The sequence below is a fragment of the Spirulina subsalsa PCC 9445 genome (assembly GCF_000314005.1).
Taxonomy (GTDB): domain Bacteria; phylum Cyanobacteriota; class Cyanobacteriia; order Cyanobacteriales; family Spirulinaceae; genus Spirulina_A; species Spirulina_A subsalsa.
The window spans coordinates 1004957-1026894 of record NZ_JH980292.1 but is presented as its reverse complement, the minus strand read 5'-3'; the positions used below and the strand labels follow the sequence as shown (position 1 = coordinate 1026894).

The 21938-nt window shown below is 46.7% G+C and carries 21 protein-coding genes; 11 read left to right on the top strand and 10 right to left on the bottom strand.

Annotated features, from left to right (window positions below):
• Positions 1 to 311: 311 nt before the first annotated feature.
• Complete coding sequence (locus tag SPI9445_RS0104920) at positions 312 to 680, bottom strand: STAS domain-containing protein (RefSeq protein ID WP_017303618.1); 369 nt, start codon at positions 678 to 680, stop codon at positions 312 to 314.
• A 250-nt stretch (positions 681 to 930) separates the two neighbouring features.
• Complete coding sequence (gene hemF / locus SPI9445_RS0104915) at positions 931 to 1962, bottom strand: oxygen-dependent coproporphyrinogen oxidase (RefSeq protein ID WP_052646624.1); 1032 nt, start codon at positions 1960 to 1962, stop codon at positions 931 to 933.
• Positions 1963 to 2372: 410 nt separating this feature from the next.
• Here hemF and rodA (SPI9445_RS0104910) point away from each other — a divergent pair, with 410 nt between their 5' ends.
• From rodA (SPI9445_RS0104910) to SPI9445_RS0104890, 5 genes are all read left to right on the top strand, one after another.
• Positions 2373 to 3638, top strand: coding sequence for a rod shape-determining protein RodA (rodA, locus tag SPI9445_RS0104910; protein ID WP_017303616.1), 1266 nt, complete (start codon positions 2373 to 2375; stop codon positions 3636 to 3638).
• Positions 3639 to 3752: 114 nt separating this feature from the next.
• Entirely contained in the window at positions 3753 to 4232 is a 480-nt protein-coding gene (locus tag SPI9445_RS0104905) for a hypothetical protein (protein ID WP_026079533.1), read from the top strand.
• A gap of 48 nt (positions 4233 to 4280) precedes the next feature.
• Entirely contained in the window at positions 4281 to 5345 is a 1065-nt protein-coding gene (locus SPI9445_RS0104900) for an Mrp/NBP35 family ATP-binding protein (protein WP_017303614.1), read from the top strand.
• 147 nt (positions 5346 to 5492) lie between these two features.
• The gene (rodA, locus tag SPI9445_RS0104895) at positions 5493 to 6755 is read left to right on the top strand and encodes a rod shape-determining protein RodA (protein ID WP_017303613.1); all 1263 of its coding nucleotides are present in this window, start codon (positions 5493 to 5495) and stop codon (positions 6753 to 6755) included.
• Between the two features lie 87 nt (positions 6756 to 6842).
• Positions 6843 to 7028, top strand: a complete 186-nt coding sequence (locus tag SPI9445_RS0104890) for an NAD(P)H dehydrogenase subunit NdhS (RefSeq protein WP_017303612.1) — start codon at positions 6843 to 6845, stop codon at positions 7026 to 7028.
• Positions 7029 to 7140: 112 nt separating this feature from the next.
• On the opposite strand, the gene SPI9445_RS0104885 is transcribed toward SPI9445_RS0104890, so the two are convergent.
• The 7 genes from SPI9445_RS0104885 to SPI9445_RS0104855 all read right to left on the bottom strand — a co-directional run bounded on the left by SPI9445_RS0104885 (position 7141) and on the right by SPI9445_RS0104855 (position 13260).
• Positions 7141 to 8139: a pentapeptide repeat-containing protein gene (locus tag SPI9445_RS0104885; RefSeq protein WP_017303611.1), complete on the bottom strand. Its 999-nt coding sequence runs from the start codon at positions 8137 to 8139 to the stop codon at positions 7141 to 7143.
• A 42-nt stretch (positions 8140 to 8181) separates the two neighbouring features.
• Positions 8182 to 9375, bottom strand: a complete 1194-nt coding sequence (locus SPI9445_RS0104880; RefSeq protein ID WP_017303610.1) for a hypothetical protein — start codon at positions 9373 to 9375, stop codon at positions 8182 to 8184.
• A 314-nt stretch (positions 9376 to 9689) separates the two neighbouring features.
• Positions 9690 to 10865, bottom strand: a complete 1176-nt coding sequence (locus tag SPI9445_RS0104875; protein ID WP_017303609.1) for an LptF/LptG family permease — start codon at positions 10863 to 10865, stop codon at positions 9690 to 9692.
• A gap of 94 nt (positions 10866 to 10959) precedes the next feature.
• Positions 10960 to 11688 (bottom strand): LPS export ABC transporter ATP-binding protein, encoded by a 729-nt coding sequence (gene lptB, locus SPI9445_RS0104870; RefSeq protein ID WP_017303608.1) that lies wholly within the window; start codon positions 11686 to 11688, stop codon positions 10960 to 10962.
• 81 nt (positions 11689 to 11769) lie between these two features.
• Positions 11770 to 12294: an LptA/OstA family protein gene (locus SPI9445_RS0104865; protein WP_017303607.1), complete on the bottom strand. Its 525-nt coding sequence runs from the start codon at positions 12292 to 12294 to the stop codon at positions 11770 to 11772.
• A 92-nt stretch (positions 12295 to 12386) separates the two neighbouring features.
• The gene (locus tag SPI9445_RS0104860) at positions 12387 to 12767 is read right to left on the bottom strand and encodes a DUF309 domain-containing protein (RefSeq protein ID WP_017303606.1); all 381 of its coding nucleotides are present in this window, start codon (positions 12765 to 12767) and stop codon (positions 12387 to 12389) included.
• Positions 12768 to 12891: 124 nt separating this feature from the next.
• Entirely contained in the window at positions 12892 to 13260 is a 369-nt protein-coding gene (locus SPI9445_RS0104855) for a ferredoxin-thioredoxin reductase catalytic domain-containing protein (RefSeq protein WP_017303605.1), read from the bottom strand.
• A 101-nt stretch (positions 13261 to 13361) separates the two neighbouring features.
• On the opposite strand from SPI9445_RS0104855, the gene SPI9445_RS0104850 reads away from it, so the two are divergent.
• From SPI9445_RS0104850 to SPI9445_RS27330, 6 genes are all read left to right on the top strand, one after another.
• Complete coding sequence (locus SPI9445_RS0104850; protein ID WP_033374215.1) at positions 13362 to 14060, top strand: ComF family protein; 699 nt, start codon at positions 13362 to 13364, stop codon at positions 14058 to 14060.
• Positions 14032 to 14451: a GtrA family protein gene (locus SPI9445_RS0104845; protein ID WP_017303603.1), complete on the top strand. Its 420-nt coding sequence runs from the start codon at positions 14032 to 14034 to the stop codon at positions 14449 to 14451. The genes SPI9445_RS0104850 and SPI9445_RS0104845 overlap by 29 nt, the downstream gene beginning before the upstream one ends.
• 104 nt (positions 14452 to 14555) lie before the next feature.
• Complete coding sequence (locus SPI9445_RS0104840) at positions 14556 to 15140, top strand: Uma2 family endonuclease (RefSeq protein ID WP_017303602.1); 585 nt, start codon at positions 14556 to 14558, stop codon at positions 15138 to 15140.
• Positions 15141 to 15450: 310 nt separating this feature from the next.
• Positions 15451 to 16218 (top strand): molybdate ABC transporter substrate-binding protein, encoded by a 768-nt coding sequence (gene modA / locus SPI9445_RS0104835; protein WP_017303601.1) that lies wholly within the window; start codon positions 15451 to 15453, stop codon positions 16216 to 16218.
• Positions 16219 to 16314: 96 nt separating this feature from the next.
• Positions 16315 to 16962: a molybdate ABC transporter permease subunit gene (gene modB / locus SPI9445_RS0104830; RefSeq protein ID WP_017303600.1), complete on the top strand. Its 648-nt coding sequence runs from the start codon at positions 16315 to 16317 to the stop codon at positions 16960 to 16962.
• Positions 16963 to 17348: 386 nt separating this feature from the next.
• Positions 17349 to 20069, top strand: coding sequence for a PAS domain S-box protein (locus tag SPI9445_RS27330; protein WP_017303599.1), 2721 nt, complete (start codon positions 17349 to 17351; stop codon positions 20067 to 20069).
• Here the strand turns inward: SPI9445_RS27330 and SPI9445_RS0104820 are convergent.
• Positions 20066 to 21541, bottom strand: coding sequence for an alpha-amylase (locus tag SPI9445_RS0104820; RefSeq protein WP_017303598.1), 1476 nt, complete (start codon positions 21539 to 21541; stop codon positions 20066 to 20068). The genes SPI9445_RS27330 and SPI9445_RS0104820 overlap by 4 nt on opposite strands.
• Between the last annotated feature and the right edge of the window lie 397 nt (positions 21542 to 21938).

The window sequence follows — 21938 nt, the reverse complement described above, 5'->3', positions numbered from 1 at the left end:
CCCGTTCCCTAAAATAAAAGAGTTTTAGCTATTCACTATTCCCCTGCTCCCCACACACCTGGGGATGGGCAATTCCTAGGCATTTGGCACAAAATAAGAACCCCCTCCGACCGAGATGGAGAGAGTTTGATTGAGCCAATTAACTCAAGGTCGAAGGAAAAAAGCCGGGAGAACCTCTAACCGCTTAGGCTTCTTCTTTGGGATTCACCGCCAAGTACAACAGCTACTTGAGGGCTGATCTGATGGGGAAAACCCCCTAGGATTCAGCCTGTGACTAATCATTTGGTGACTAATCATTTGGTGATTAATGGTTAAGTTGCCATGGTACGAGGCGCACCTTCCAACGCTTCTTCTTCCTCTTCAAAAATGTCAAACACAGAATCCATCATGGTCACTTCAAAGACTAACTTCGCTTCTGGGTGAACATTACAAATCCTAAAACTACCCTTTACTTTATCCGCATCTCGCATGCCAGCCACCAGTGAAGTTAGGCCAGAGCTATCAATAAAGTTCACCTGGCTGAGATTAACGACAACATGGGGACTAAGCTTAGAAATACATTCTTGGAGTTTTAAACGAAACTGCCAAGCTGTCGTAATGTCTAAACGACCCGTCGGTGCTAGAACGATGACAGTGGTACCGTCTTTGGTTGTGTGGTTTTTTTGTTCGATATGAATCACTCGTCAATTAGCCTCAAGAACTCAAGTGGTAACTTCTGTTCAGCCAAGGCGGGCTTGAGCGGCTTTGGTCTGAGTCTCAATACTTAGGTTATACCTAGTGACTCTTCATACAGCTTACCATTTTTATTGACCTGTTCAACCCTTGCCACGAAGACGAGGAGGTGAAATCTTTAAACGGCTGATTTTTCTAGGGAGGGAGGAGTCCCCCAGAGGGTCACTTTAGAGTCTTCCGGGGGGAGAAGCTGGGGGATTAATGAGTAGACCAGTTCACCCAATCCTGTGCTTTGAGGAAGGTTTGATATAACTGGGCTTCGGGGGTATTGGGTTCGGGTTGATAGCCGTATTCCCAGCGCACAAGAGGGGGAAGAGACATCAAAATTGACTCGGTGCGACCATTGGTTTGGAGTCCGAAGATCGTGCCACGATCGTAGACCAGATTAAACTCTACATAACGCCCGCGACGATAGAGTTGAAAATTCCGCTCGCGATCGCCATATTCTGTATTTCGTCGTTTTTCGGCAATGGGAACATAGGCCGGGAGGAACGCCTTGCCACAATCTTCTACAAAACGAAATAAAGCCTCCCAATCGCGGGATTCAATGGCTCCCACTTCGCGACTGTATTGGGCGGCCTCTCCTTGGTCATCGGGGCCGCGATAGAGTTCTCCTTGACCATCTTGATAATCAAAGAAAATCCCCCCAATGCCTCGGGTTTCTTGACGGTGTTTGAGATAGAAATATTCATCACACCAGCGTTTAAACACCGGATAATATTCCCCATGATGGCGATCGCACGTTTCCTTCAGCGTCCGATGAAAATGTTGGGCATCTTCGGCAAACGGATAATAGGGCGTTAAATCCGCCCCACCGCCAAACCACCACACCGGACCCGCCTCAAAATAACGATAATTCAAGTGAACCGTGGGGATGTAGGGATTGCGGGGATGGAGAACCATTGAAGTTCCCGTCGCATAGAACCCATGACCTGCTGCTTCCGGGCGTTGTTTCAGAATGGACGGAGGCAATTGATGGCCCCACACCTCAGAGAAATTCACCCCTCCCTGTTCAAAAACCCCCCCTTCTCGAATCACACGCGATCGCCCACCCCCACCTTCTTCTCGCTCCCAAGAATCCTCGTCAAACTTATTTTGACCATCTAACGCTTCAAGACCTTGACAAATTTCATCTTGTATGCGCTTCATAAAAGCACTGACTCGTTCACGAGAATCAGCAGGCGGAGCCGCTTGCTGTGGAGTTGGGATGTTTGGTGAAGCAACAGTCATAAAACTTTGAAAAATCAACGATTAAACCTTTGGATACTGATTCTCCCATACTCCGTTTCCCCTCCCGCCCCTCGCTTATCAATTTGAAATATAGCAATTTCCCTACTGGCGAGGTATAGAGTCTCTAGTTTGAGGGAACAGGGAACGGGGAACAGGGAACAGAGCGTCTAACAAAGGTCTACCTCATGAGTCGCGAAAACGCTATATCAGCTTTCATCCGGATGTTTCTTGTTCCCGATTCGTATAAAGTCTTAACCAGAGTCCCTAAAATTTCTCCCCCCCGGAAATGGCATCAGATGCTATACCTTAGTAAGGAAACACTCAGATCATTTCCACCTATAGCCGTTCAATGCCTACAAATCCAGAACCCCTAGCCCTTTCTTAAGTGGTGTTCGTTCCTTTAACTGGTTATGCTCAATAAAACCCAAAATAAATTTCTACACTGGAAACTGTTGCTCCGAGGATGGCAGCAAATTGACTGGATTCTCATGGGATTAGTCATTCTTTTAACCTTCCTCGGTGGAGTGAGTATCCGTTCGGCTGCACTGACCTCCAGCCGAGACACCGATTGGTGGCAACATTGGTTAATCGGGCTAATTGGTTTAGTGATCGCCTTTGGTATTGCTCGTTGGCAATATAAAACCTTTCTCCACTGGCACTGGGTAATTTACGCCCTTAGTAACATCACATTAGTTATTGTGATTTTAATTGGTGTAGAAGCCAACGGCGCTCAACGTTCGATCAACATCCTAAACTTCAACATTATCCCCTCAGAATTTGCCAAAGTTGCTCTAATTATTACCCAAGCGGCCATTCTACAAAACCGCTCTAGTTCTAAATTGACCCTTCTACTCCAAGCCTTGGGTGTCACCGTTATTCCTTGGGCCTTAGTCGTTTTGCAGCCCGACCTGGGAACCTCCCTTGTGTTTGGCGTAATTACCCTCAGTATGTTGTATTGGGCGAACGTGAACCCCGGATGGTTAATCTTAATGGGATCCCCCATGATTGCCGCCCTTCTCTATAATCTCTATCTTCCCAGTTGGTTTATCTGGGTCGGTCTGATGAGTTTACTGGCTTGGTTTACCATCCCTTGGCGCGTAGTCGGAACATTTTTTGCGGTTCTCGCCAACGTTACAGCCGGGGGGATTGGCGGATTTATGTGGGGACTCCTCAAAGACTACCAAAAAGACCGCTTAACCCTCTTCCTACAGCCCGAAAAAGACCCATTAGGGGGAGGCTACCACCTCATTCAATCCCGCATTGCTATCGGTTCAGGTTCCATGTGGGGGAGAGGCTTACATCAAGGGACCCAAACCCAATTAAACTTTATTCCTGAACAACACACCGACTTTATCTTTTCCGTCATCGGGGAAGAATTGGGCTTTGTGGGTAGTGCCTTAGTGCTAATTGCCTTTTGGTGGTTGTGTCTGCGTTTAATTTTAATTGCCCAAAATTCCAAAGAGGATTTTGGCTCCTTGCTTGCCATTGGAGTTCTGTCCATGATTGCTTTTCAAGTGCTAATTAATGTCGGCATGACCATTGGACTAGCTCCAGTTACGGGTCTTCCTCTCCCCTTCCTCAGTTATGGCCGTTCAGCACTCCTAGCGAACTTTATCGCCTTGGGATTAGTCGAGGCCGTCAATAATCATCAACCCCGTTGGCATTTTAGGGATTAACGTCCCCCAAAACAGGGGATTCTCCTTGTGAAGGTTTTTGAGAATCCCCCCCAACTCGACACGAAGTCCCGTACAATAGAAAACTTGCCTGATCGTTGCTGGGGGAAGGGTGTTATGATTCTTCACTTTTCATTTAAACTGCTGGTCAGTCGCGGGAAAATTTTCTGTCGCTTTTCCCTCAATAAGCAGTATCGCGTTCTTTGCCATGCTTCAGTCGATACCTTATGGCAAAAAATTATTAACTTGGCGGATGTCTCTTGGCATCCCATTATTAATCAAACCAATGTCCCCAATGGGTTAGTTCCCAAACCGGGGTTAATTTATCAGGTGGTGACGCGCTTTACACCGATTCCCATTCGGATTTTTGTCGAACAAGTTTGTCCTCGGGAATTGCTCAGTGTAAGGTTTCTAGCGATTCCGGGCATTGAAAACCGGGTGACTTATCGGGTGGAATCTACGGTCTGCGGGACTTATGTCTCCTATTCTGTCACCCTGCGCGGTTGGTTATCCCCCTTTCTCTGGTGGGTCATTCGTCCCTATGTGGCGCGAGTAGCCGCTAATTTAGCTCATGCGGCAGAGAGAGTCGCGGCCTGAGTTCCGCTAAGATGAAGCCAGAGAACACATGATTAGATCACAATAAAAATGCTTGATAGGGATTCCGTCTTAGAGGTGTTGCGTCCGGTTCAAGACCCTGAACTGCAAAAAAGTCTGGTCGAACTCAACATGATTCGCAATGTGGAAATTGAGGGGTCAACGGTACGTTTTACTCTGGTATTAACTACGCCTGCTTGTCCGTTGCGGGAGTTTATTGTGGAAGATTGTCAGAAGGCGGTTAAGCAATTGTCCGGGGTGGAAACCGTAGAGGTGGACGTGACGGCCGAAACCCCTCAGCAGAAATCCCTCCCAGACCGTCAGGGAGTCGATGGGGTGAAAAATATTATCGCCGTGTCCAGTGGAAAAGGTGGTGTGGGGAAAAGTACCGTTGCGGTGAATTTGGCGGTGTCTTTGGCTCAAGCGGGGGCGAAAGTGGGGTTATTGGATGCGGATATTTATGGCCCCAATGCGCCGACTATGTTGGGGTTGACGGCGGCCGAGGTACAGGTACAGAAGGATGGCCAAGGTCAGGATATTCTCGAACCTGCCTTTAATCACGGGATTAAGATGGTGTCGATGGGGTTTTTGATTAACCCGGATCAACCTGTGATTTGGCGGGGGCCGATGTTAAATGGCATTATTCGCCAGTTTCTCTATCAGGTGAATTGGGGGGCGTTGGATTATTTGGTGATTGACTTACCGCCGGGGACGGGGGATGCTCAGTTAACCTTGGCGCAAGCGGTGCCGATGTCTGGGGCGGTGATTGTGACGACTCCTCAAACGGTGTCGTTGTTGGATGCCCGACGAGGCCTGAAAATGTTTGAGCAGTTGGGGGTGAAGGTGTTGGGGATTGTGGAGAATATGAGTTATTTTATCCCGCCGGATTTGCCTGACCGCCGTTATGATATTTTCGGCTCTGGGGGCGGGGAGAAAACGGCGCAGGAGTTACAAGTTCCTTTATTGGGTTGTGTGCCGTTAGAAGTCCCGGTGCGGGAAGGGGGCGATCGCGGAATTCCCATTGTAGTAGCCCAACCGGATTCGGCATCGGCTCAGGCCTTGCGTGCGATCGCCCAACAAGTCGCCGCCAAGGTATCCATCGCCGCCCTCACCTAAGCCAACCGGATCCCCTCAATTCCCCATCGTTCAATGGATGGAAAGAGCGTTAAATGAGATATAACAAAGGAAGGCGAAAGGAAATTAACCTTGGCATTCAAGGGGGAATCCTTTCCCTTTTTTCTTGTTCTTGGATGGTTTTCCTTCATGTTGCAACGCCCATTTAGCCAAAATTTGGCTTGGAAAGTTTGGATTGCTCGCTGGCAAAATCTGGATCTGACCCTCATCGGGTTAATTATTGCCCTAACGGTTTTAGGAGGGTTAATGATTCGCTCCACCGAATTAAATGAGGGCTTAACCGATTGGTGGCAGCATTGGATTATCGGCGGTTTAGGCTTAGTCCTTGCCCTAGTTATTGCCCGTTGGCGCTATGAGTTCCTCCTTCAGTGGCATTGGGTGATCTACGTTTTAACCAATATTTCCCTCTTGTTGGTCATTTTCATTGGGGTAGAAGCCAATGGGGCGCAAAGTTGGGTCAATATTGGTACCTTTAACGTCCAACCTTCAGAATTTGCCAAAGTAGGATTAATTATCACCCAAGCCGCCCTACTCCACCATCGACCCGCCTCAACCATTACAGCCGTGTTTCGCGCTTTAGCCGTTACAGCCTTGCCGTGGGGGTTAATTCTCCTGCAACCGGACTTAGGAACATCCCTCGTATTTGGAGCCATTACCCTAGGAATGTTGTACTGGGCGAATGCTAACCCCGGCTGGTTGATTTTACTCCTCTCGCCCCTCGTGGCGGCTATTGTCTACAATGTCTATCTCCCCAGTTGGTTTCTCTGGGTCGGGCTAATGAGTCTGATAGCTTGGTTTACCCTGCCTTGGCGCGTGATTGGGACATTTGTTGCCGTGTTTATCAATGTCGTGGCTGGGGGGGCCGGGGGATTTTTGTGGGGACTGCTCAAACCTTACCAAAAAGACCGTCTCACCCTCTTTTTACACCCGGAAAAAGACCCCCTAGGGGGAGGATATCACCTGATTCAATCCCGGATTGCCGTAGGGGCTGGGGAAGTGTGGGGAACGGGTTTAAATGAGGGTAGCCAAACCCAGTTAAATTTTATCCCCGAACAACATACAGACTTTATTTTTTCGGCGATTGGCGAAGAATTGGGCTTTGTGGGAGCCATGTTGGTTTTGCTGGCCTTTTGGCTCATTTGCCTCCGCTTGCTGATTATTGCCCAAAACTCAACGGAGGATTTTGGTTCTCTCTTAGCCGTGGGGGTGTTATCAATGATTGCATTTCAGGTCTTTGTCAATATCAGCATGACCGTTGGATTAGCCCCTATTACCGGGATTCCCTTACCTTGGCTAAGTTACGGCCGTTCTGCTCTCCTGACCAATTTTATCGCCTTGGGCTTAGTCGAATCGGTGGCTACCCATCGACCTCGCCGCCATTTTCGCACCTAGCGCTTGATACCCTACGGGATGAGAGGCGAACATGATAAAATCGACGGATCTCGACCTAAAGCTATAAACACTCAGCCTAAAAAAAAGATGATTTTGCCCGGAACAACGGTTCGCGTTACGAATGTTGATGATACCTACTATCGTTTTGAGGGACTGGTTCAGCGTGTCAGTGATGGCAAGGCGGCTGTGTTATTTGAAGGGGGAAACTGGGACAAATTAGTAACATTTCGCCTTTCGGAGTTAGAATCAGTCAACCTGAAAGCGGGTAAGTAATGGTAGGAGTTTTAGCGGTGGTCAGCCGCTAAAGTCTTGGGTGTGAGGAAGGCGGAGGAAGAGGGAAGGGCATTTAAGACCCCCATCCCTCTTTCTCGCATTTTCCCCCATTTCACCGGGCAACATAATCACTCCCATCCGGCATCGTCGCCCCTTGCCATTCTACCCAAGTCAGCACCGCACTACTTAACTCCGCCCGCACCAGGTTGGCTTGACGGAAATTCGCCCCGGTGAAGTCTGTCCGCGCACAATAGGCCTCAATGAGGGATGCTTCTTCTAAGTTGGCATTTTTCAGGCTTGCCCGACTTAAATCCGCTCGATTTAACCGCGCTTTGCTCAAATTGGCTCGGTTTAAATTCGCTTTACTCAAACGAGCATCCGGCAATACAGCCCCCTCTAAAGACACTTCGGTTAAATCCGCATCCATTAACCAAACTCGTTCTAATTTGGCTTGGGTTAAAATGGCTCCGGCTAAATTGGCTCCGGTTAAATTGGCATCGGTTAAATAAGCTCCGGTTAAATCGGCTCCGGTTAAGTCGGCCTCGGTTAAGTTCGCATCCCGGAAATTGACCTCGCGTAAATTCGCCCCGCTTAGGTTAACTTTGGGCAATTCTGCCCCTTTTAAATCAGACCCTTGTAAATCGACTTGACAGAGAATAGCCCCCACTAATTGAGCGGTATAAATGCGCTTTTCTTCCCGTAAATTTGCCCCCCGTAAACAAGCTCCGGTAAGATTCGCCCCGCTTAATTTTGCTCCGCGTAAATCTGCATTGATTAAGTTAGCATCAAGCAGGGTGGCTAAGGTTAAATCGGCACTGCGTAAGTCGGCTTCTTGTAGTGTTGCACCATGTAAATCGGCGGAATGAAGATTCGCCCCGGTTAAGGAGGCTTGATTGAGATTGGCCCCGCTTAGTTTGGCTCCTTGTAAGTTGCTTTTATTGAGCTTGGCACGACTGAGATAGGAAAAGACTAAAATAGTGCCATGTAAGTCTGCTTGGCGTAAGTCAATGCCAATTAAGTCTGCATTGAATAAGTTTGCACCACTGACGGATACTCCTGTAAATTGAGTTTGTCCAGCTTCATAACGAGCAATCAACTCTTGAGCATTCATAAAATTTAGGTGAAGCAGTAGATAGATTAGGGGGTGAACACATTAGGAATAATAGGGTTTTATGGCTTGTAAAATGGCTTCTGCGACTTGTGCATTTTCTTCAGGATAGTCGAGATGGCTGAGGGTTGTATAGAGTTGGTTGGCGAGTTCGGAATATTCGGAGTATTGATTATACAGTTGAAAGAGGAGGTAATTGAGGGTTTGCGATCGCAAATTTGACCAGTCTGCACTACTTCCATCAAATGTCGGGTGTAAGACCGAGTAAACTAAAATTTTGGCTCGCAAGGGGTTCGCGTACTTCATCACCTCCAGACGGACTTTAAAAGGGTCATAGGTGGAACTTTTGGGCGGGGATGCAGGGGTTCGGATAGCGTCTTGGATAGCGGAGGGTTCAATTAAACCCGTTTCTTCTAGGGGGGGTTGGGCTAGGGGGGGGTCAGCCCAAAGGTCTGAGGCTAAACTATCATCGGGTACTGAACCATGATTGAGGGGGCCGGTTACTTCTTCTGTGTCATTGACGGGGGGAGGAGGAGCGGATGAAGGTAACGGTGGGGAAACAACACGCAAAACGGTTTTTTCTTCGGCTGTTGATTGAGGGTATAAAAGACCCATTTGAGAGAGTAGGACGTTGCTGACTTTGGCGTAGGTTGCTTTACGATTTAAACTTTTAACAATCACTTGTAAGGTCAGACTTAAATCATCTAAGGTCGCATACTGTTCTCGTAGGCTTAACAGTTCTTCGGCTAAGTTAAAGCCCATTAAAACATGGGGACTATTTTCCCATTTGTTGTAACAAGCACAATACACTAACTTACGAAGACGTAGAACTTCTGGGTGCTGATCCAGTTGAGCCGCCACTTTACTCACGGACATTTGATAGGAGTTAATGGGCGTAAATTCTGTGACTTCTGAGGGTGGGAGAAACTCGGTTGATTCGGCAATGACTTCGTAGAGTTTTTCGAGTTCGGCAATAATAAAATTGGCAACTTTGGTATATTCGCCCTTGCGGTTTAAATGATTAACTATATAGAATAGGGATTCCGTACATTGATCAAGGGTTAAATTATTCGTGTAAAACTCTTGGACTAAACGGGCTAAGTCAAGCTGTTCTAAAACCTTGCGATCGCCTTCCCAGCGTTGATGACAGGCACAAAACAACAGTTTGCGAATGCGCAAGGCATTCTCATGCTGATCTAGCGTGCGAGCAATTGCATCAATAAACAAGGAGATGGACATTGGGTAGAGCGCTTGAAGATAAAGAGGCTCTCTCTTGCTACTCTGAGAGTTAGACTAGGACTCCTCAGCACAAAACGTCACCTCTACTGTAGATTGACCTCAGTATATCAGGGAATAGGGAATAGGGAATAGGGGGAGCAGGGGAGCAGGGGAATAGTGGCTAGTGAATAGCCAAAACTCTTTTATTTTAGGGAACAGGGAACAGGGGGGGAGAGTTCCCGGACTCCCGACTCCCGATTCCCGATGTCCAACTAGCCCATGAATGCTCCCCTACCTGTATTCCGCGAGGTGGGGGAGTGCGTCGCTATTTTTGTTCAACTGAATTGATTGGCAGAACGGAAGAGGAGTAATCCCCCTACTACAATCCCAAACATATTGGCTAGCCAAGCGGCAACAAAGGGCGAGAAAATGCCCACTAAACCCATCGCTCCGGTGACGAAAAAGAGCAGATAATAGGCGAACACTACCACCACACTAATCCCGAAACTGGTAGCGCGACTGGTTTGTTGGGGTTGATTGCCTAAAGCTGCCCCGAGCAGAGCGAACACAATACAGACAAAGGGAAAGGCATATTTTTGTTGAATGCGAACCTTGAGTTTCCGAAGTTCCGCTTCATCTCCACTCAATTTAAGGATTTGTAAGCGTTCTTGGGCTTGAGCAATATTCATTTCTTGGTTTCCTCTCGCCCGTTGCGCTAAGTCAAGGGGAGTGCGGGGTAGCTGTAACATTTGCCGATCAAATCGCAGAATATTACGGAAAGAACCATCGGAAGAAATAAGATAAATCACCCCATCGACAAAATCCCATTTGTTCTCTCGGAAGTTCCAAGAAGCTGATTCCGAGGTAACAATTTGACTTACCCCGTCTTGAGTACGGTCTAATACGGTGAGGCGTTTCATGTTTTTGCCGTCGAATTGTTCGGCATAAAACAAACGGCTGAGAATGGGACGACTCCGGCCATTTTCGTCTTGAATTTGGGTATATTCGGGATAAAAAATATTGTTTTCTTGGAATTTTGGCTGTTCTTGGTTTAAGGCTCGTTCTAAGGTCAGGGCGGCTTGATAGTTGGCGGCCGGAACGACTAACTCGTTAAACAGGAAGGTTAATCCTGTGACGACAATACTCATAATCAGGGTGGGGACGACCAAGCGATAGGTACTAATGCCGACACTGCGCAGAGCAATCAGTTCACTATCTCCCGACAGACGACTATAGGTCATCAGGGTGGTGAGGAGGAGGGAGACAGGGAGGGCATAGGCGGCAAATTCGGGGACTTTGAGTAGTAAAACTTTAATGGCAACGTCTAGGAGTAGACCATATTCGGTAACTTGACGGACTAAATCAAAGACGGTGCCGACGGCTACCCCAAGGGAGGAAAATAGACCCACGCCAAAGAGGAAAGGGGGTACGAGTTCGCCAATTAGATAACGGTCTAATAAGGAGAGGCGGAGGAATCGGGAGATAAATAGATTAACGTGAGCGATGGTCATGAGTGGGAACTGTGAGAGCAGTGAAGAAAGAGGCTTAAGTGACATACTGCCACACTAATCTGACGGTGTAGTGTGGGGCTTCTCGGTTTTACCCCTAAATTTGGAAGTTATCTCCTAGATAGTATTGCCTAACCAAAGTGTTAGCATACAGTTCTTTGTCATTTCCCGAGGCGAGAATTTCCCCATCGTGGAGGATGTAGGCGCGATCGGTAATTTCGAGGGTTTCTCTAACGTTGTGGTCGGTGATTAGGATGCCCATATTGCGATCGCGCAGTTGAGCCACAATCGCCTGGATTTCTGTCACCGCAATGGGATCCACCCCAGCAAAAGGTTCATCTAACAGCAAAAACTGGGGGCCGTCTTTCCCGGAAGCCAAAGCGCGGGCAATTTCTGTCCGTCTTCGTTCCCCCCCTGAAACAAACCGCCCCAGGGTTTTAGCCACTTTTTCGAGACGAAATTCACTCAACAGTTGCCAGAGGCGTTGTTCCCGTTGGCGATGGGTCATGTTATTCTGCTCCAACACCAGACGGATATTATCGCTTACGGTGAGGTTACGGAAAATACTCGCTTGTTGGGTGAGGTAGCCTAAGCCTAAGTGCGATCGCTGGTTAATCGTCAACTTAGTGACTTCATGACCATTTAGCCACACACTCCCCAGATTAGGCTTAACTAATCCCGTCGCAATATAAAAGGTGGTGGTTTTTCCCGCCCCATTGGGGCCTAATAACCCCACAATTTCCCCACGGGACACCTTAAGGCTCACCCGATTAACAATCGTGCGTTTCCCGTAAGATTTTTGGATATCCTGCAAAACAATAGTCATGGCAAGGGAATAGAGAATAGGGGATAGGGAATAGGGAATAGGGAATAATTATCAATTCCCCCACACCCTACACCTCATCTCCTACTGATTACTGATGACTGGCTCACTATAGGCCTCTTTAAAGGCGGGTTTAGGATTAAAGGGAGTGGGGGGGGCGGCGTTGGCAGTGGGGCGCGGTGCTTCGGGGTCTGAGATAATATAAACCGATTCCACTTGACGATTCGCTTGGGGCGTAGCGATAAAACGCCCTTCTTCAATCAAATAGGTAATCGTTTCCCCCCGTACAGTGTTCCCCTCTTGAACAACAAACACATTTCCCGTTAAAACAATCCGCCCCTCTTGGCTGAAATACTGCGCTTGAGCGGAAGTGGCTTTAATATCCCGGGCTGGGTAAAAAATCTGAACATTGCCCCGCGCTGTTACGACTCCTGTAACTTGGTTGGCTTCTTGAATATCAGAAAGTACCGTAATCGCTCGGCCATCTTCAACTTGAGCGCGAGCATTCGGGGCGGGAACTGTGACTCCTAACCCAGTGGCGAGGCCTGAGAGCAGGAGCAAAACCCCCCAACGGCGGGAGAAATCGGCTAACCCAAATTGCTGAACCATAAAACCTTGTGATTTGCGAACTGGTGAGTTGAGAGTGTTTTCCCTGACGATAACAAATCGGATCAAGTTTCCGTACCCCACTGCCTTCTTTTTCAAGGGGAATCTGCATGAACCGGATAAATTTTCGGGTAAGGGGTAGTTTGAACCCATTGAGGAATGGCTTCAGGGGTGATCTGTTGGACTTGAGACAATAAATCAAGACTGTCTGCTAACAGTTGACTCACGTTCACCCCCTCATAATCAGGTTGGTAGGAACGCAATCGCCTTGTTCCTTCTCCCAATAGGGTGACGGTACCCCGCCAATTATGATTACTGAGATGATAACAAGCGACGGCTATTTGTAGTATGCCTTGATAAAAATTCCGCTCTCCTTCGGTGGCTTCCATCCAAATGGCTTCTAGGGTGTCGTGGCAGGCGTAAAAGTCTTGTTGATTGAATTGCTGAATACCTTGGTCAAGGGGAGACGATGACATGAGCTTAATAACATGAGATGATCAAAAATTCCCCCCCGTCTTATCCCCCCTTCCAAAGGGGGCTAGGGGGGATAAATCCATTGAATAGGAGGCTAGGGGGAATTCTCTAGCCAACCTGAACAGCTTAGGACGCTAAACTTTCGCGAACTTTGATAATTTCTTCCATGGCAATCTCTTGTTGATCTCCAGCAAATTCGTTATCTGGTGTGATAAACAGCATACAGTGGCACTCTTTGCGTTCCCGCATCGGTACACAGGGACAGTTCCAATAAGCGGCTTTCACTTCAGCTTCTTTGTCTTCATAATGGCGACAAGGACAGAGAGGGGCGCCTAATTCTTGTTTGTGTTTGGCTAATCCTTCAATAACTACGGCTGTGACGGAGGGTTCAGAGCAAAAGTAAGTATCAGTTCTTTTCGCATAGGTTTCCGCAAAACTTTTCATCGCGTCTAATACTTTGTCGTCTTGCGTTTTGTCAGTATTGGCAGAGCTCATATATCTTATACGTTAGTTCTTAAGGGACAACACGTTGAGCATTTTAACGCAAGGCGACCCTAGAATTGTATCCGTACTTTGGCTTAGATGGGGGAAAAGAGGTGAAACGTTGGGGATGGGAGAGTTTTTTGTCGTTGTTTTTAAGCGCAAATTGTCCCTTGTGCGATCGCAGGGCGGAGATATGTCTCTGTTCAAGTTGCCAGCGTCAACTACAACGCTGTCAACTCCCCTCCTCTCAGGGGGTGTGGGAGCAGGACATCAAGGGGTTTGCTTGGGGAGCGTATCAAGGGGCGCTGAAACGGGCGATCGCGGCCTTAAAATATAATAATCACCCCCAACTGGCTGAACCCTTGGGACAGTGGATGGGGGAAGCTTGGCTCAAAACCCCTCCTTTCCCCACTCCTGCTCAATATGTAGTTGTTCCCATCCCCCTCCACCCACAACGTCAACAACAACGGGGATTTAATCAAGCGGAACTCTTAGCGCGGAGTTTTTGCCGATTTACAGGTTTGCGGTTACAATCACAGGGTTTAAAGCGCGATCGCGAAACCCAAGCCATGTACAGCTTAAATCCCCAAGAACGGGCAGAAAACCTAAAAAATGCCTTTTGTCTAGGCAACCCCTTCCAGAAGCGTCTTCCTCCCTCTCCTGTCCTCCTTCTAGATGACATTTACACCACAGGGGCAACCATTCGTTCAGCAACTCAAGTCTTAATCCAAGCGGGAATCCCCGTGGCAGGAGTGGTTACTTTAGCTAAAACCTCTTTTAATCATGAACCCGCTAAAAACTCGTATCACTAACTTTTATAACAATTCCGTTGTTCGCTGGTGGATTATTGGGCTATTTTTTACCGGGATTAATTTCCCCGTTTTATACGTCTTAGTCGAGTTACTCCACCTACCCGAAATTTGGGCAACCTTACTCGCCGCAGAAATTTCCACATTATTACGTTTTCCCCTGAATGATCGTTGGGTTTTTGGCTACCGTTACCCCACCCTAAAACGCCTGTGGCAATATCATGTCAGCACCCTAAGCGGTTTTATCATTTGGTGGGGAGGAACCGTTATTTTTATTGAATTTTTCAATATTCATTACATGATTTCCGCTCTACTAGCAACCTGTATTTCGGTGGGGTGGAATATGGCGACAAATTTCCTCTGGGTTTGGAAGAAAAAATCATCAGGAGAATAATAACTGGGAATAGGGAATAGGGGATAGCAAAAACTCTTACCTTTTGCCTCTTCCCGACTCCTGAAAATCTCCCTTTTGCACATCACTTTAATTGCTAGAAACCCATGCATACCCCTCAAGAAAACCCACCCCATCTTACCCCCGAAGAATACTTTCTTTGGCAAGAAAAACAACTAGAAAAGCACGAACTAATCAACGGTCAAACCTACGCCATGAGTGGCGGCAGCGTCAATCATAGTCGCATCGCAGTCCGCTTGACCCGTATGATTGACACCCACTTAGACGGTAGCCATTGCATCACAGGTAACTCTGACCTGCGGATTAACATTTTGGGGACAAATAACTACACCTACCCTGATGTTAGCGTCACCTGCGACGAGCGCGACCAAACCACCAGCCAATACATTACTTATCCTTGCCTCATTATAGAAGTTCTTTCTACTAGCACAGAAGCCTATGATAGAGGCAACAAATTCCGGCTGTATCGCCAGAATCCCCTGTTGATTGACTATTTATTGGTGAGTTCTACCCACATCGCCATTGACTTATATCACAAAAACGAGGCGGGGGACTGGTTGATTTTCAACTATCAAGGCGGGGATAGAATTAAACTCCAAAGCATTGACTTGAGCTTCCCCATTGAACAAATTTATCGCGGTCTTAATCTGCTTGAAAATGAACAAATTTAAACAATGATGAGTAGACAATTCTCAATCTTCAATGGTTAAATAGGGCTTGCTGAATAACTGGAAAACAGGGAACGGGGAACAGGGAACGGGGAACAGGGGAAATTCAGGTTTTTGCCCTCAAGTCTATTTAAGTTGGTATAAACGGCTAAAAGCCCTATTAACAGTGCTTAGGGGGATATATTGCTACGCAACGCTTTGCTACGCAACGCTTCGCGAACGCGTTCGCGAAGCGTCACGAAGTGAACGCGGAGCGTCACGAAGTGAACAGCAGACCCTAATTATGACCTATTCGCCATGAACTAAAAACCAGATGAAACCAGCACTCAAGTTTTTTCTCTTCCTGCTGATTGGTCTATTCATTGCTTGTGGAACCTCTTCCCCCTCACCAGACAGGATCACCCTTACCGTCTCAGCCGCCGCCAATTTAAACGAAGTTTTCCCTCAAATCAGTGAACGTTGGCAAGAAGAAACCGGACATTCCATTGCCTTTAACTTTGGTTCCACCGGACAACTGGTTCAACAAATAGAACGAGGCGCCCCAGTGGATTTATTCGCCGCCGCTAATCGTCAAGCCATCGAAGATTTAGACCAGAAAGGGTTAATTGCATCAGACACCAAAGCATTGTATGCCATAGGGCGAATTATCCTTTGGCAGCGTCCAGAGAGCGCGGTAGAGATACAAACCCTTGAAGACCTATTAAAACCAGAAATACAGCGCATTGCCATAGCTAACCCAGATCATGCGCCCTATGGTGTAGCTGCACGGGAAGCCTTACAAACTGTAGGACTGTGGGAGATCCTTCAGCCTAAGCTGATTTATGGGGAAAATATCCGTCAAGCCCAATATTATGCAGAAACGGGCAATGTAGATGTAGCGATTACAGCCCTTTCCCTTAGTATTGGCAAATCCGGGCAATGGGTACTGATTCCTGCTGACCTCCACCAACCTCTAGAACAGATGTTAGCGGTGCCGAAAAACGCCCCGCACCCCCAAGCCGCGCAAGAGTTTGCTAATTTTATTAATGGAGAACAAGGGAGGGGTTTAATGGAGAAATATGGTTTTGTCTTGCCGGGGTGAGCCAAGGGGGACTTTCACGATCGTTTCTCGTCAAAAAATGTCTACATCAACCCCTCCCAACTCATGCCCTGCCTTCTTCTATAGGGTTACAAGTTTATGATTTGGCAAGCGTCCCTACTCTCCCTAAAAATCACGACTGTTGCTAGTCTTTTGATTTTAGCTTTGGGTTTAAGCTTAGGAATTATACTTGCTCGTAGCCGATTTCCGGGGCGAATTTTCCTCTCTACTTTGCTCAATATTCCCCTAGTTTTGCCGCCCAGTGTTGTGGGCTATGGATTACTATTAGCTCTAGGACGGGGTAGCTTTTTGAAAGAAGGATTAGGCTTAGATTGGGTCTTCACTTGGCAGGCGGGTGCGATCGCCTCGACGGTGGTCGCCCTGCCCCTCATGGTAGAATCCACTAGAGCCGCCATTGCTAACGTTAACCCAGAATTGGAAGAAGCCGCCCGCACCCTTGGTTCTTCTGAGTGGGATGTTCTCTGGCACATTACCCTACCCCTTGCCCATCGGGGTATATTAGCGGGTTTTGGTTTGAGCATTGCCCGCGCTTTTGGTGAATTTGGTGCAACGTTGATGGTTTGTGGTAACATTCCCGGTCGCACCCAAACCCTGCCTCTTGCCCTCTATGATGCCGTACAGATGCAGCGTTACGACTTAGCCAATACTATGGTCTTGATTATGACTACAATTGCTTTTGTTTTGGTCGGGTGGGTAAGATATTTAGAAAATTGGGGTAGAAATTAGGTATCAAAAACTGTCAGTCCCTAGCCGAATATCCGGTATCGTATCGGGGGGAGGCTTTTCCTCCATCGTGTTAATATCCCAGTCCTAGGGTTGGGGTGAGATTACTGTAAGCTAGTTAGAATATAGCATTCCTCCATAGGTTTTAGAGGGGAGAATTCATGAATTCCCCCTACAATAGGGGTTACAGTTCCCAAAATATTCCCACTCAAATAGGATAGCTATAGCCAACCTATCTGAGTCGTGCAAAAAAGGCTCGCCTAGAATCGAAATAGGACAATAGCGCAGAGTTCACGTCTCATTAGGACTAGCTATATATCCCTTCTAATAAACCAAAATTATCTCATAGTTTCCCTAGCCTGTTAATAATTGATGACTGATAAATAGTTATGATTCCTACCCTTATATTAATCGTTGAAGATGAAAGTCATATCGCTTCAAACTTAGAACATTTATTAGAAAATATTGGTTATCAAACCGCCTTAGTAAACTCTGGGGAAGAGGCGATTCAGTACCTAGAGGAAACCATTCCCGATCTCGTATTAATGGACATCTGTTTACCCGGTTTATTAGATGGCATCCAAACCGTAGAAACCATTCGAGAACGGTTTTCTGTCCCCGTTGTTTACTTAACGGCTTATGCCGATGCAGAAACCATAGAACGGGCAAAAGTCACAGAACCTTATGGCTATTTAATTAAACCTTTTGATGTGCGAGAATTAGCCTCTGTGATTCGGATTGCACTGCATAAATATATGAATGATCGCGCTCTGCAATCTCAACAACAATGGCTAACAACCACCCTCAAAAGTATTGGCGATGGGGTAATTACAACGGATCAAAAAGGCACCGTTACCTTTATTAACCCCATTGCAGAAAAATTAACCGGATGGACACAACAGGAAGCAGTCGGAAAACCCATCACCCAAATTTTTCGGGTCTGTGAACGCCATTCTAAAAAAGTAATTCCTAATGTAGTTAAATTAGTTTTAAATCAGCAAAAAACCGTAGAATTTAGCCATTCCAAAAGCAACTATGAACGAGAGCAAAATAGTAAAAATCAGTCTCTACCAGAACGGTTTTTACTCCAACACCCTGATCATCATTTAATTCCTATTGATGCTAGTGCTTCTCCCTTAAAAAATGATCAGGGTGAACTATTAGGGGTTGTTTTAATTATTCGAGATATTACCGAACGGCAGAAATATCAATATAAATTACAAGAACTGAATGCGGAATTAGAGAAAAAGGTTAAAGAACGCACCCTTGAGTTAGAAGAAACGATTCAACATTTAGAAGCAGAAATTGAGCAACGACAAAAAACAGAAGTTGCTTTAAGACAAAGTGAGGAGCGTTTTCGTAACTTAATTGAAACCTTAAGTGATTGGGTCTGGGAAACCAATAATCAAGGGATTTGTGTTTATGCCAGTCCTAAATTAACCGATGTTTTAGGCTATCGTCCCCATGAGGTGGTTGGCAAACATTTATATTCTTTTATGACTGCAACAGAAGCGGAACGAGTAACAGAAGTTGTGGCTCCTTTATGGGAAAATCGTGCGCCTTTTCATTGTATTGAATACACAGCACAACATAAGGAAGGATATCCGGTCGTTTTAGAAACCAGTGGAGTCCCGCTTTTTAATGCTAAGGGTGAGTTTCAAGGCTACCGAGGAATTGACCGGGATATTACGGAACGGAAGCAGGCACAGGAGGCATTAGAAAGTAGTTTTGCGACCAATCGTGCTTTATTAAATACTATGCCAGATCCTATGGTGCGGTTAAGTCGTCATGGCTCATTTTTAAATTTTAAAGAAGGGGAAGGCAACGGGTTTTTATTGCCTGTTTGGAAGTGTTTAGGCAAAACAGTTCGGGATGCTTTACCGCCAAAAATTGCTGAGGAATTTATGAGTTGTATTGAACAGGCACTGACGGAGGAAACTTGTCCAGTGTTGGAATATCAACTGGTGCGGGGTGAGGTGGTGAGTCACTGGGAAGCGCGATTTTCGGTGAGTATGAAGCAGGAAGAGGTGATGGTAATTTTACGGGATATTAGTGAACGGAAACAGTTTGAGGAGTCCCTAAAAAGTACCAATGAACAGTTAAGAGCAACGACTTCAAGGTTGAGTACGTTAATCGAAAATCTACAGTTTGGGGTGTTAGTAAAGGATGAATCGCAACGGGTGGTTTTAACGAATCAGGCTTTTTGTGATTTGTTTAATATTGATATTCACCCTGTGACGTTAATTGGGGCAAGTTTCGCCGATTTCCCCTATTCTTATCAACATCTTTTTGTCGATGGGGAACGGTTTTTAGAACACCATAAAAATATTTTGGCGGAAGGTCATGTGATGAGTGATGAAGAAATTCAACTGGTGGATGGTCGCACCTTTGCCCGAGATTATGTGCCGATTGTGGTAGAAGGACAGGAACAAGGCCATTTATGGATGTTCCGAGATATTACGGAACGGAAGCAACAGGAACAGGTGTTACGCGCTTCTTTGCAAGAGAAGGAAGTGTTACTGAAGGAGATTCACCACCGGGTTAAAAATAATCTACAAATTGTCTCTAGTTTGTTGAAATTACAATCAGCTTATATTGAGGATGAACAAGCGGTGATGATGTTCACGGACTGTTATAATCGGGTGCGTTCTATGGCTTTGATTCACGAAAAACTCTATAGAACGGAGGATTTAGCTCATATTAATGCCCCGGATTATATTACCAGTTTGGTGCATAATTTAATGAGTACCTATAACAGCATGAATCGGGTACAAATGCAAGTTAATGTTGCAGAAATTTACTTAGATATTGATACGGCTATCCCTTGCGGGTTAATTATTACGGAGTTGGTTTCTAATGCGATGAAACACGCTTTTCCCCCTCCTGCTCAAGGGATAATTAGTATTGAATTTGGTCAGGAGGGGGGGGAATTGTTATTAGTGGTGAGGGATAATGGGGTAGGGTTGCCGGGTCACTTGGATATTGAGGAAACGGAGTCGTTGGGGTTGCAGTTGGTGGTTAATTTAACGGCCCAGTTGGAAGGGGAGTTAACGGTGCAAGGTGAAGGGGGAACTTGTTTTGCGATCGCCTTCCCCCAACTAGAACCCTAGTCTACCTCGACCCAAACCGAGACAGAACCCCCCTTACAGCAGAATTGCCCCCATCCTGCCTCATTGGTATAAATGGGTTCTTGAATATGTTCGGTGAGATCGATAAATTTGGCGTTGGGTTTCCCCACTTCCATCCATTTCCACCCCGGGGCTCCATCGGTCAAAATAACCGCCATGGCTTTAGGATGGGTGGCATCCCCTAAACGAGTCCATCCGATGGTGTTGTAGTGGTCGAAATAATCGTACTGTTCCCCATAAGCGTAGTGATGACGGGCATAGAGGAACTTATCAATTAACCAACGATGAGCAACCAGCGTGATGGTGTATTCTCTGCCGTCTCGTCCCTTATCTGCATATTTTGCCCCGTAATAGTCGGCGTAAAAAATGCAAGGATAGCCTTCCCGACGTAACAAAATAATGGCATAGGCGAGGGGCTTAAACCAGTCCTCCACGGGGGATTCTAGGCACTGTAAGGGCTGGGAATCATGATTTTCGACAAATGTCACCGCATGGGTGGGGCGCTGCTGCATCATGGTGCCATCAAGGATCTTCCGCATATCATAATGACCCCCAGACCGACTGGCATAGTGGAAATTATAGTGCAGAGGTACGTCAAAGACGGACATTTTACCCCCCACTGCGTCCACATACCAATGGAGGGCATTAATATTATTGTACCAATATTCTCCGACAAAAAATAGAGAATTGCCGCTTTGTTGTTGGAGGAGATCAATCCATTCACAGAAAAACCAAGCGGAAATATGTTTGATGGCATCAAGACGGAAACCATTAACTCTCGTTGTGTTGAGATACCATTCTCCCCAATGTTTAATTTGTTCCCGAACTTCTTCATGTTGGTAGTCGAGATCACAGCCCATTAAATAGTCGAAATTGCCTTTTTCGAGGGCTAAATAATCATCAAATTGTTTCCCTTCAAACAAATATACGGTTTCTTTTTCTTTCGTTAAGTCATCCCAATCTGTTGCGTCAAAGTGCCACCAGTGCCACTCAAAGGGGGAATATTTTCCTTGACGACCGGGAAAGGCAAAATGGGTAAAGGCTCTAATTTCGCGACGGGGGCCTTTTGGGTGCAGTCGATCCCCAGACCAAAAGGGGGTAGCGCGGACGGTTTCGAGGCCTTCTGCTCCCATTTTATGATTTAACACCGCATCAGCATAGACTTGAATCTGTTGGGCTTGTAGGCTTTGGATGGCTTCGAGGTATTGGGTGCGATCGCCGTATTTTGTCCTTACGCTATCTCGTTGATTAAACTCCCCCAAATCATAGAGATCATAGACCCCATACCCCACATCCTCAATCCCCCCCATTGCTTTATAAGCAGGAGGCAACCACAAGGCCGTAATTCCCGCTTGCGCTAAGTCCGACGCTTGGTTTTTCACCTCCTCCCACAATACTTGTTCTGGCGTAATATACCAGTGAAAGTATTGCATCATTACGCCATTTAATGTCATGCTTGCTCCTTGGTGAACTACCCCACCCTGCCTAGGCGCGAGGATGGAGCTTCCTGATTCAATGGGAAGTGCTTTCTATACCGAAATATAGCGAGTCTTATCTTCCCTCCCCAGGAAGAAGTCCTAGTTCCTAAGACCCAAATTTTCTCTTGCAACACAGCCCTTTTTAGCTTGGTTTTCGCTTTGGGAGTTAGTGGTCAAGATATATTGATCTTAGCATGGATTCGCTGTCGCTCAGTAGGGCTTGCTGAATAACACGCCTATGCTAGGCTCAACAAGGGAACAGGGAACTCTTAACAGGGAACAGATCATCTAAAACTGGCACGATTGCCTATTCCCGACTCCCGACTCCCGACTCCCGATTCCCCAACTCTCGGACTTATTCAGCAAGCCCTCA

Coding starts and splice junctions, on each gene's coding strand:
- hemF (WP_052646624.1), bottom strand. CDS start 1,962: ATGACTGTTGCTTCACCAAACATCCCAACTCCACAGCAAGCGGCTCCG.
- rodA (WP_017303616.1), top strand. CDS start 2,373: ATGCTCAATAAAACCCAAAATAAATTTCTACACTGGAAACTGTTGCTC.
- SPI9445_RS0104905 (WP_026079533.1), top strand. CDS start 3,753: ATGATTCTTCACTTTTCATTTAAACTGCTGGTCAGTCGCGGGAAAATT.
- SPI9445_RS0104900 (WP_017303614.1), top strand. CDS start 4,281: ATGCTTGATAGGGATTCCGTCTTAGAGGTGTTGCGTCCGGTTCAAGAC.
- rodA (WP_017303613.1), top strand. CDS start 5,493: ATGTTGCAACGCCCATTTAGCCAAAATTTGGCTTGGAAAGTTTGGATT.
- SPI9445_RS0104890 (WP_017303612.1), top strand. CDS start 6,843: ATGATTTTGCCCGGAACAACGGTTCGCGTTACGAATGTTGATGATACC.
- SPI9445_RS0104885 (WP_017303611.1), bottom strand. CDS start 8,139: ATGAATGCTCAAGAGTTGATTGCTCGTTATGAAGCTGGACAAACTCAA.
- SPI9445_RS0104880 (WP_017303610.1), bottom strand. CDS start 9,375: ATGTCCATCTCCTTGTTTATTGATGCAATTGCTCGCACGCTAGATCAG.
- SPI9445_RS0104875 (WP_017303609.1), bottom strand. CDS start 10,865: ATGACCATCGCTCACGTTAATCTATTTATCTCCCGATTCCTCCGCCTC.
- lptB (WP_017303608.1), bottom strand. CDS start 11,688: ATGACTATTGTTTTGCAGGATATCCAAAAATCTTACGGGAAACGCACG.
- SPI9445_RS0104865 (WP_017303607.1), bottom strand. CDS start 12,294: ATGGTTCAGCAATTTGGGTTAGCCGATTTCTCCCGCCGTTGGGGGGTT.
- SPI9445_RS0104860 (WP_017303606.1), bottom strand. CDS start 12,767: ATGTCATCGTCTCCCCTTGACCAAGGTATTCAGCAATTCAATCAACAA.
- SPI9445_RS0104855 (WP_017303605.1), bottom strand. CDS start 13,260: ATGAGCTCTGCCAATACTGACAAAACGCAAGACGACAAAGTATTAGAC.
- SPI9445_RS0104845 (WP_017303603.1), top strand. CDS start 14,032: ATGAACCCGCTAAAAACTCGTATCACTAACTTTTATAACAATTCCGTT.
- SPI9445_RS0104840 (WP_017303602.1), top strand. CDS start 14,556: ATGCATACCCCTCAAGAAAACCCACCCCATCTTACCCCCGAAGAATAC.
- modA (WP_017303601.1), top strand. CDS start 15,451: ATGAAACCAGCACTCAAGTTTTTTCTCTTCCTGCTGATTGGTCTATTC.
- modB (WP_017303600.1), top strand. CDS start 16,315: ATGATTTGGCAAGCGTCCCTACTCTCCCTAAAAATCACGACTGTTGCT.
- SPI9445_RS27330 (WP_017303599.1), top strand. CDS start 17,349: ATGATTCCTACCCTTATATTAATCGTTGAAGATGAAAGTCATATCGCT.
- SPI9445_RS0104820 (WP_017303598.1), bottom strand. CDS start 21,541: ATGACATTAAATGGCGTAATGATGCAATACTTTCACTGGTATATTACG.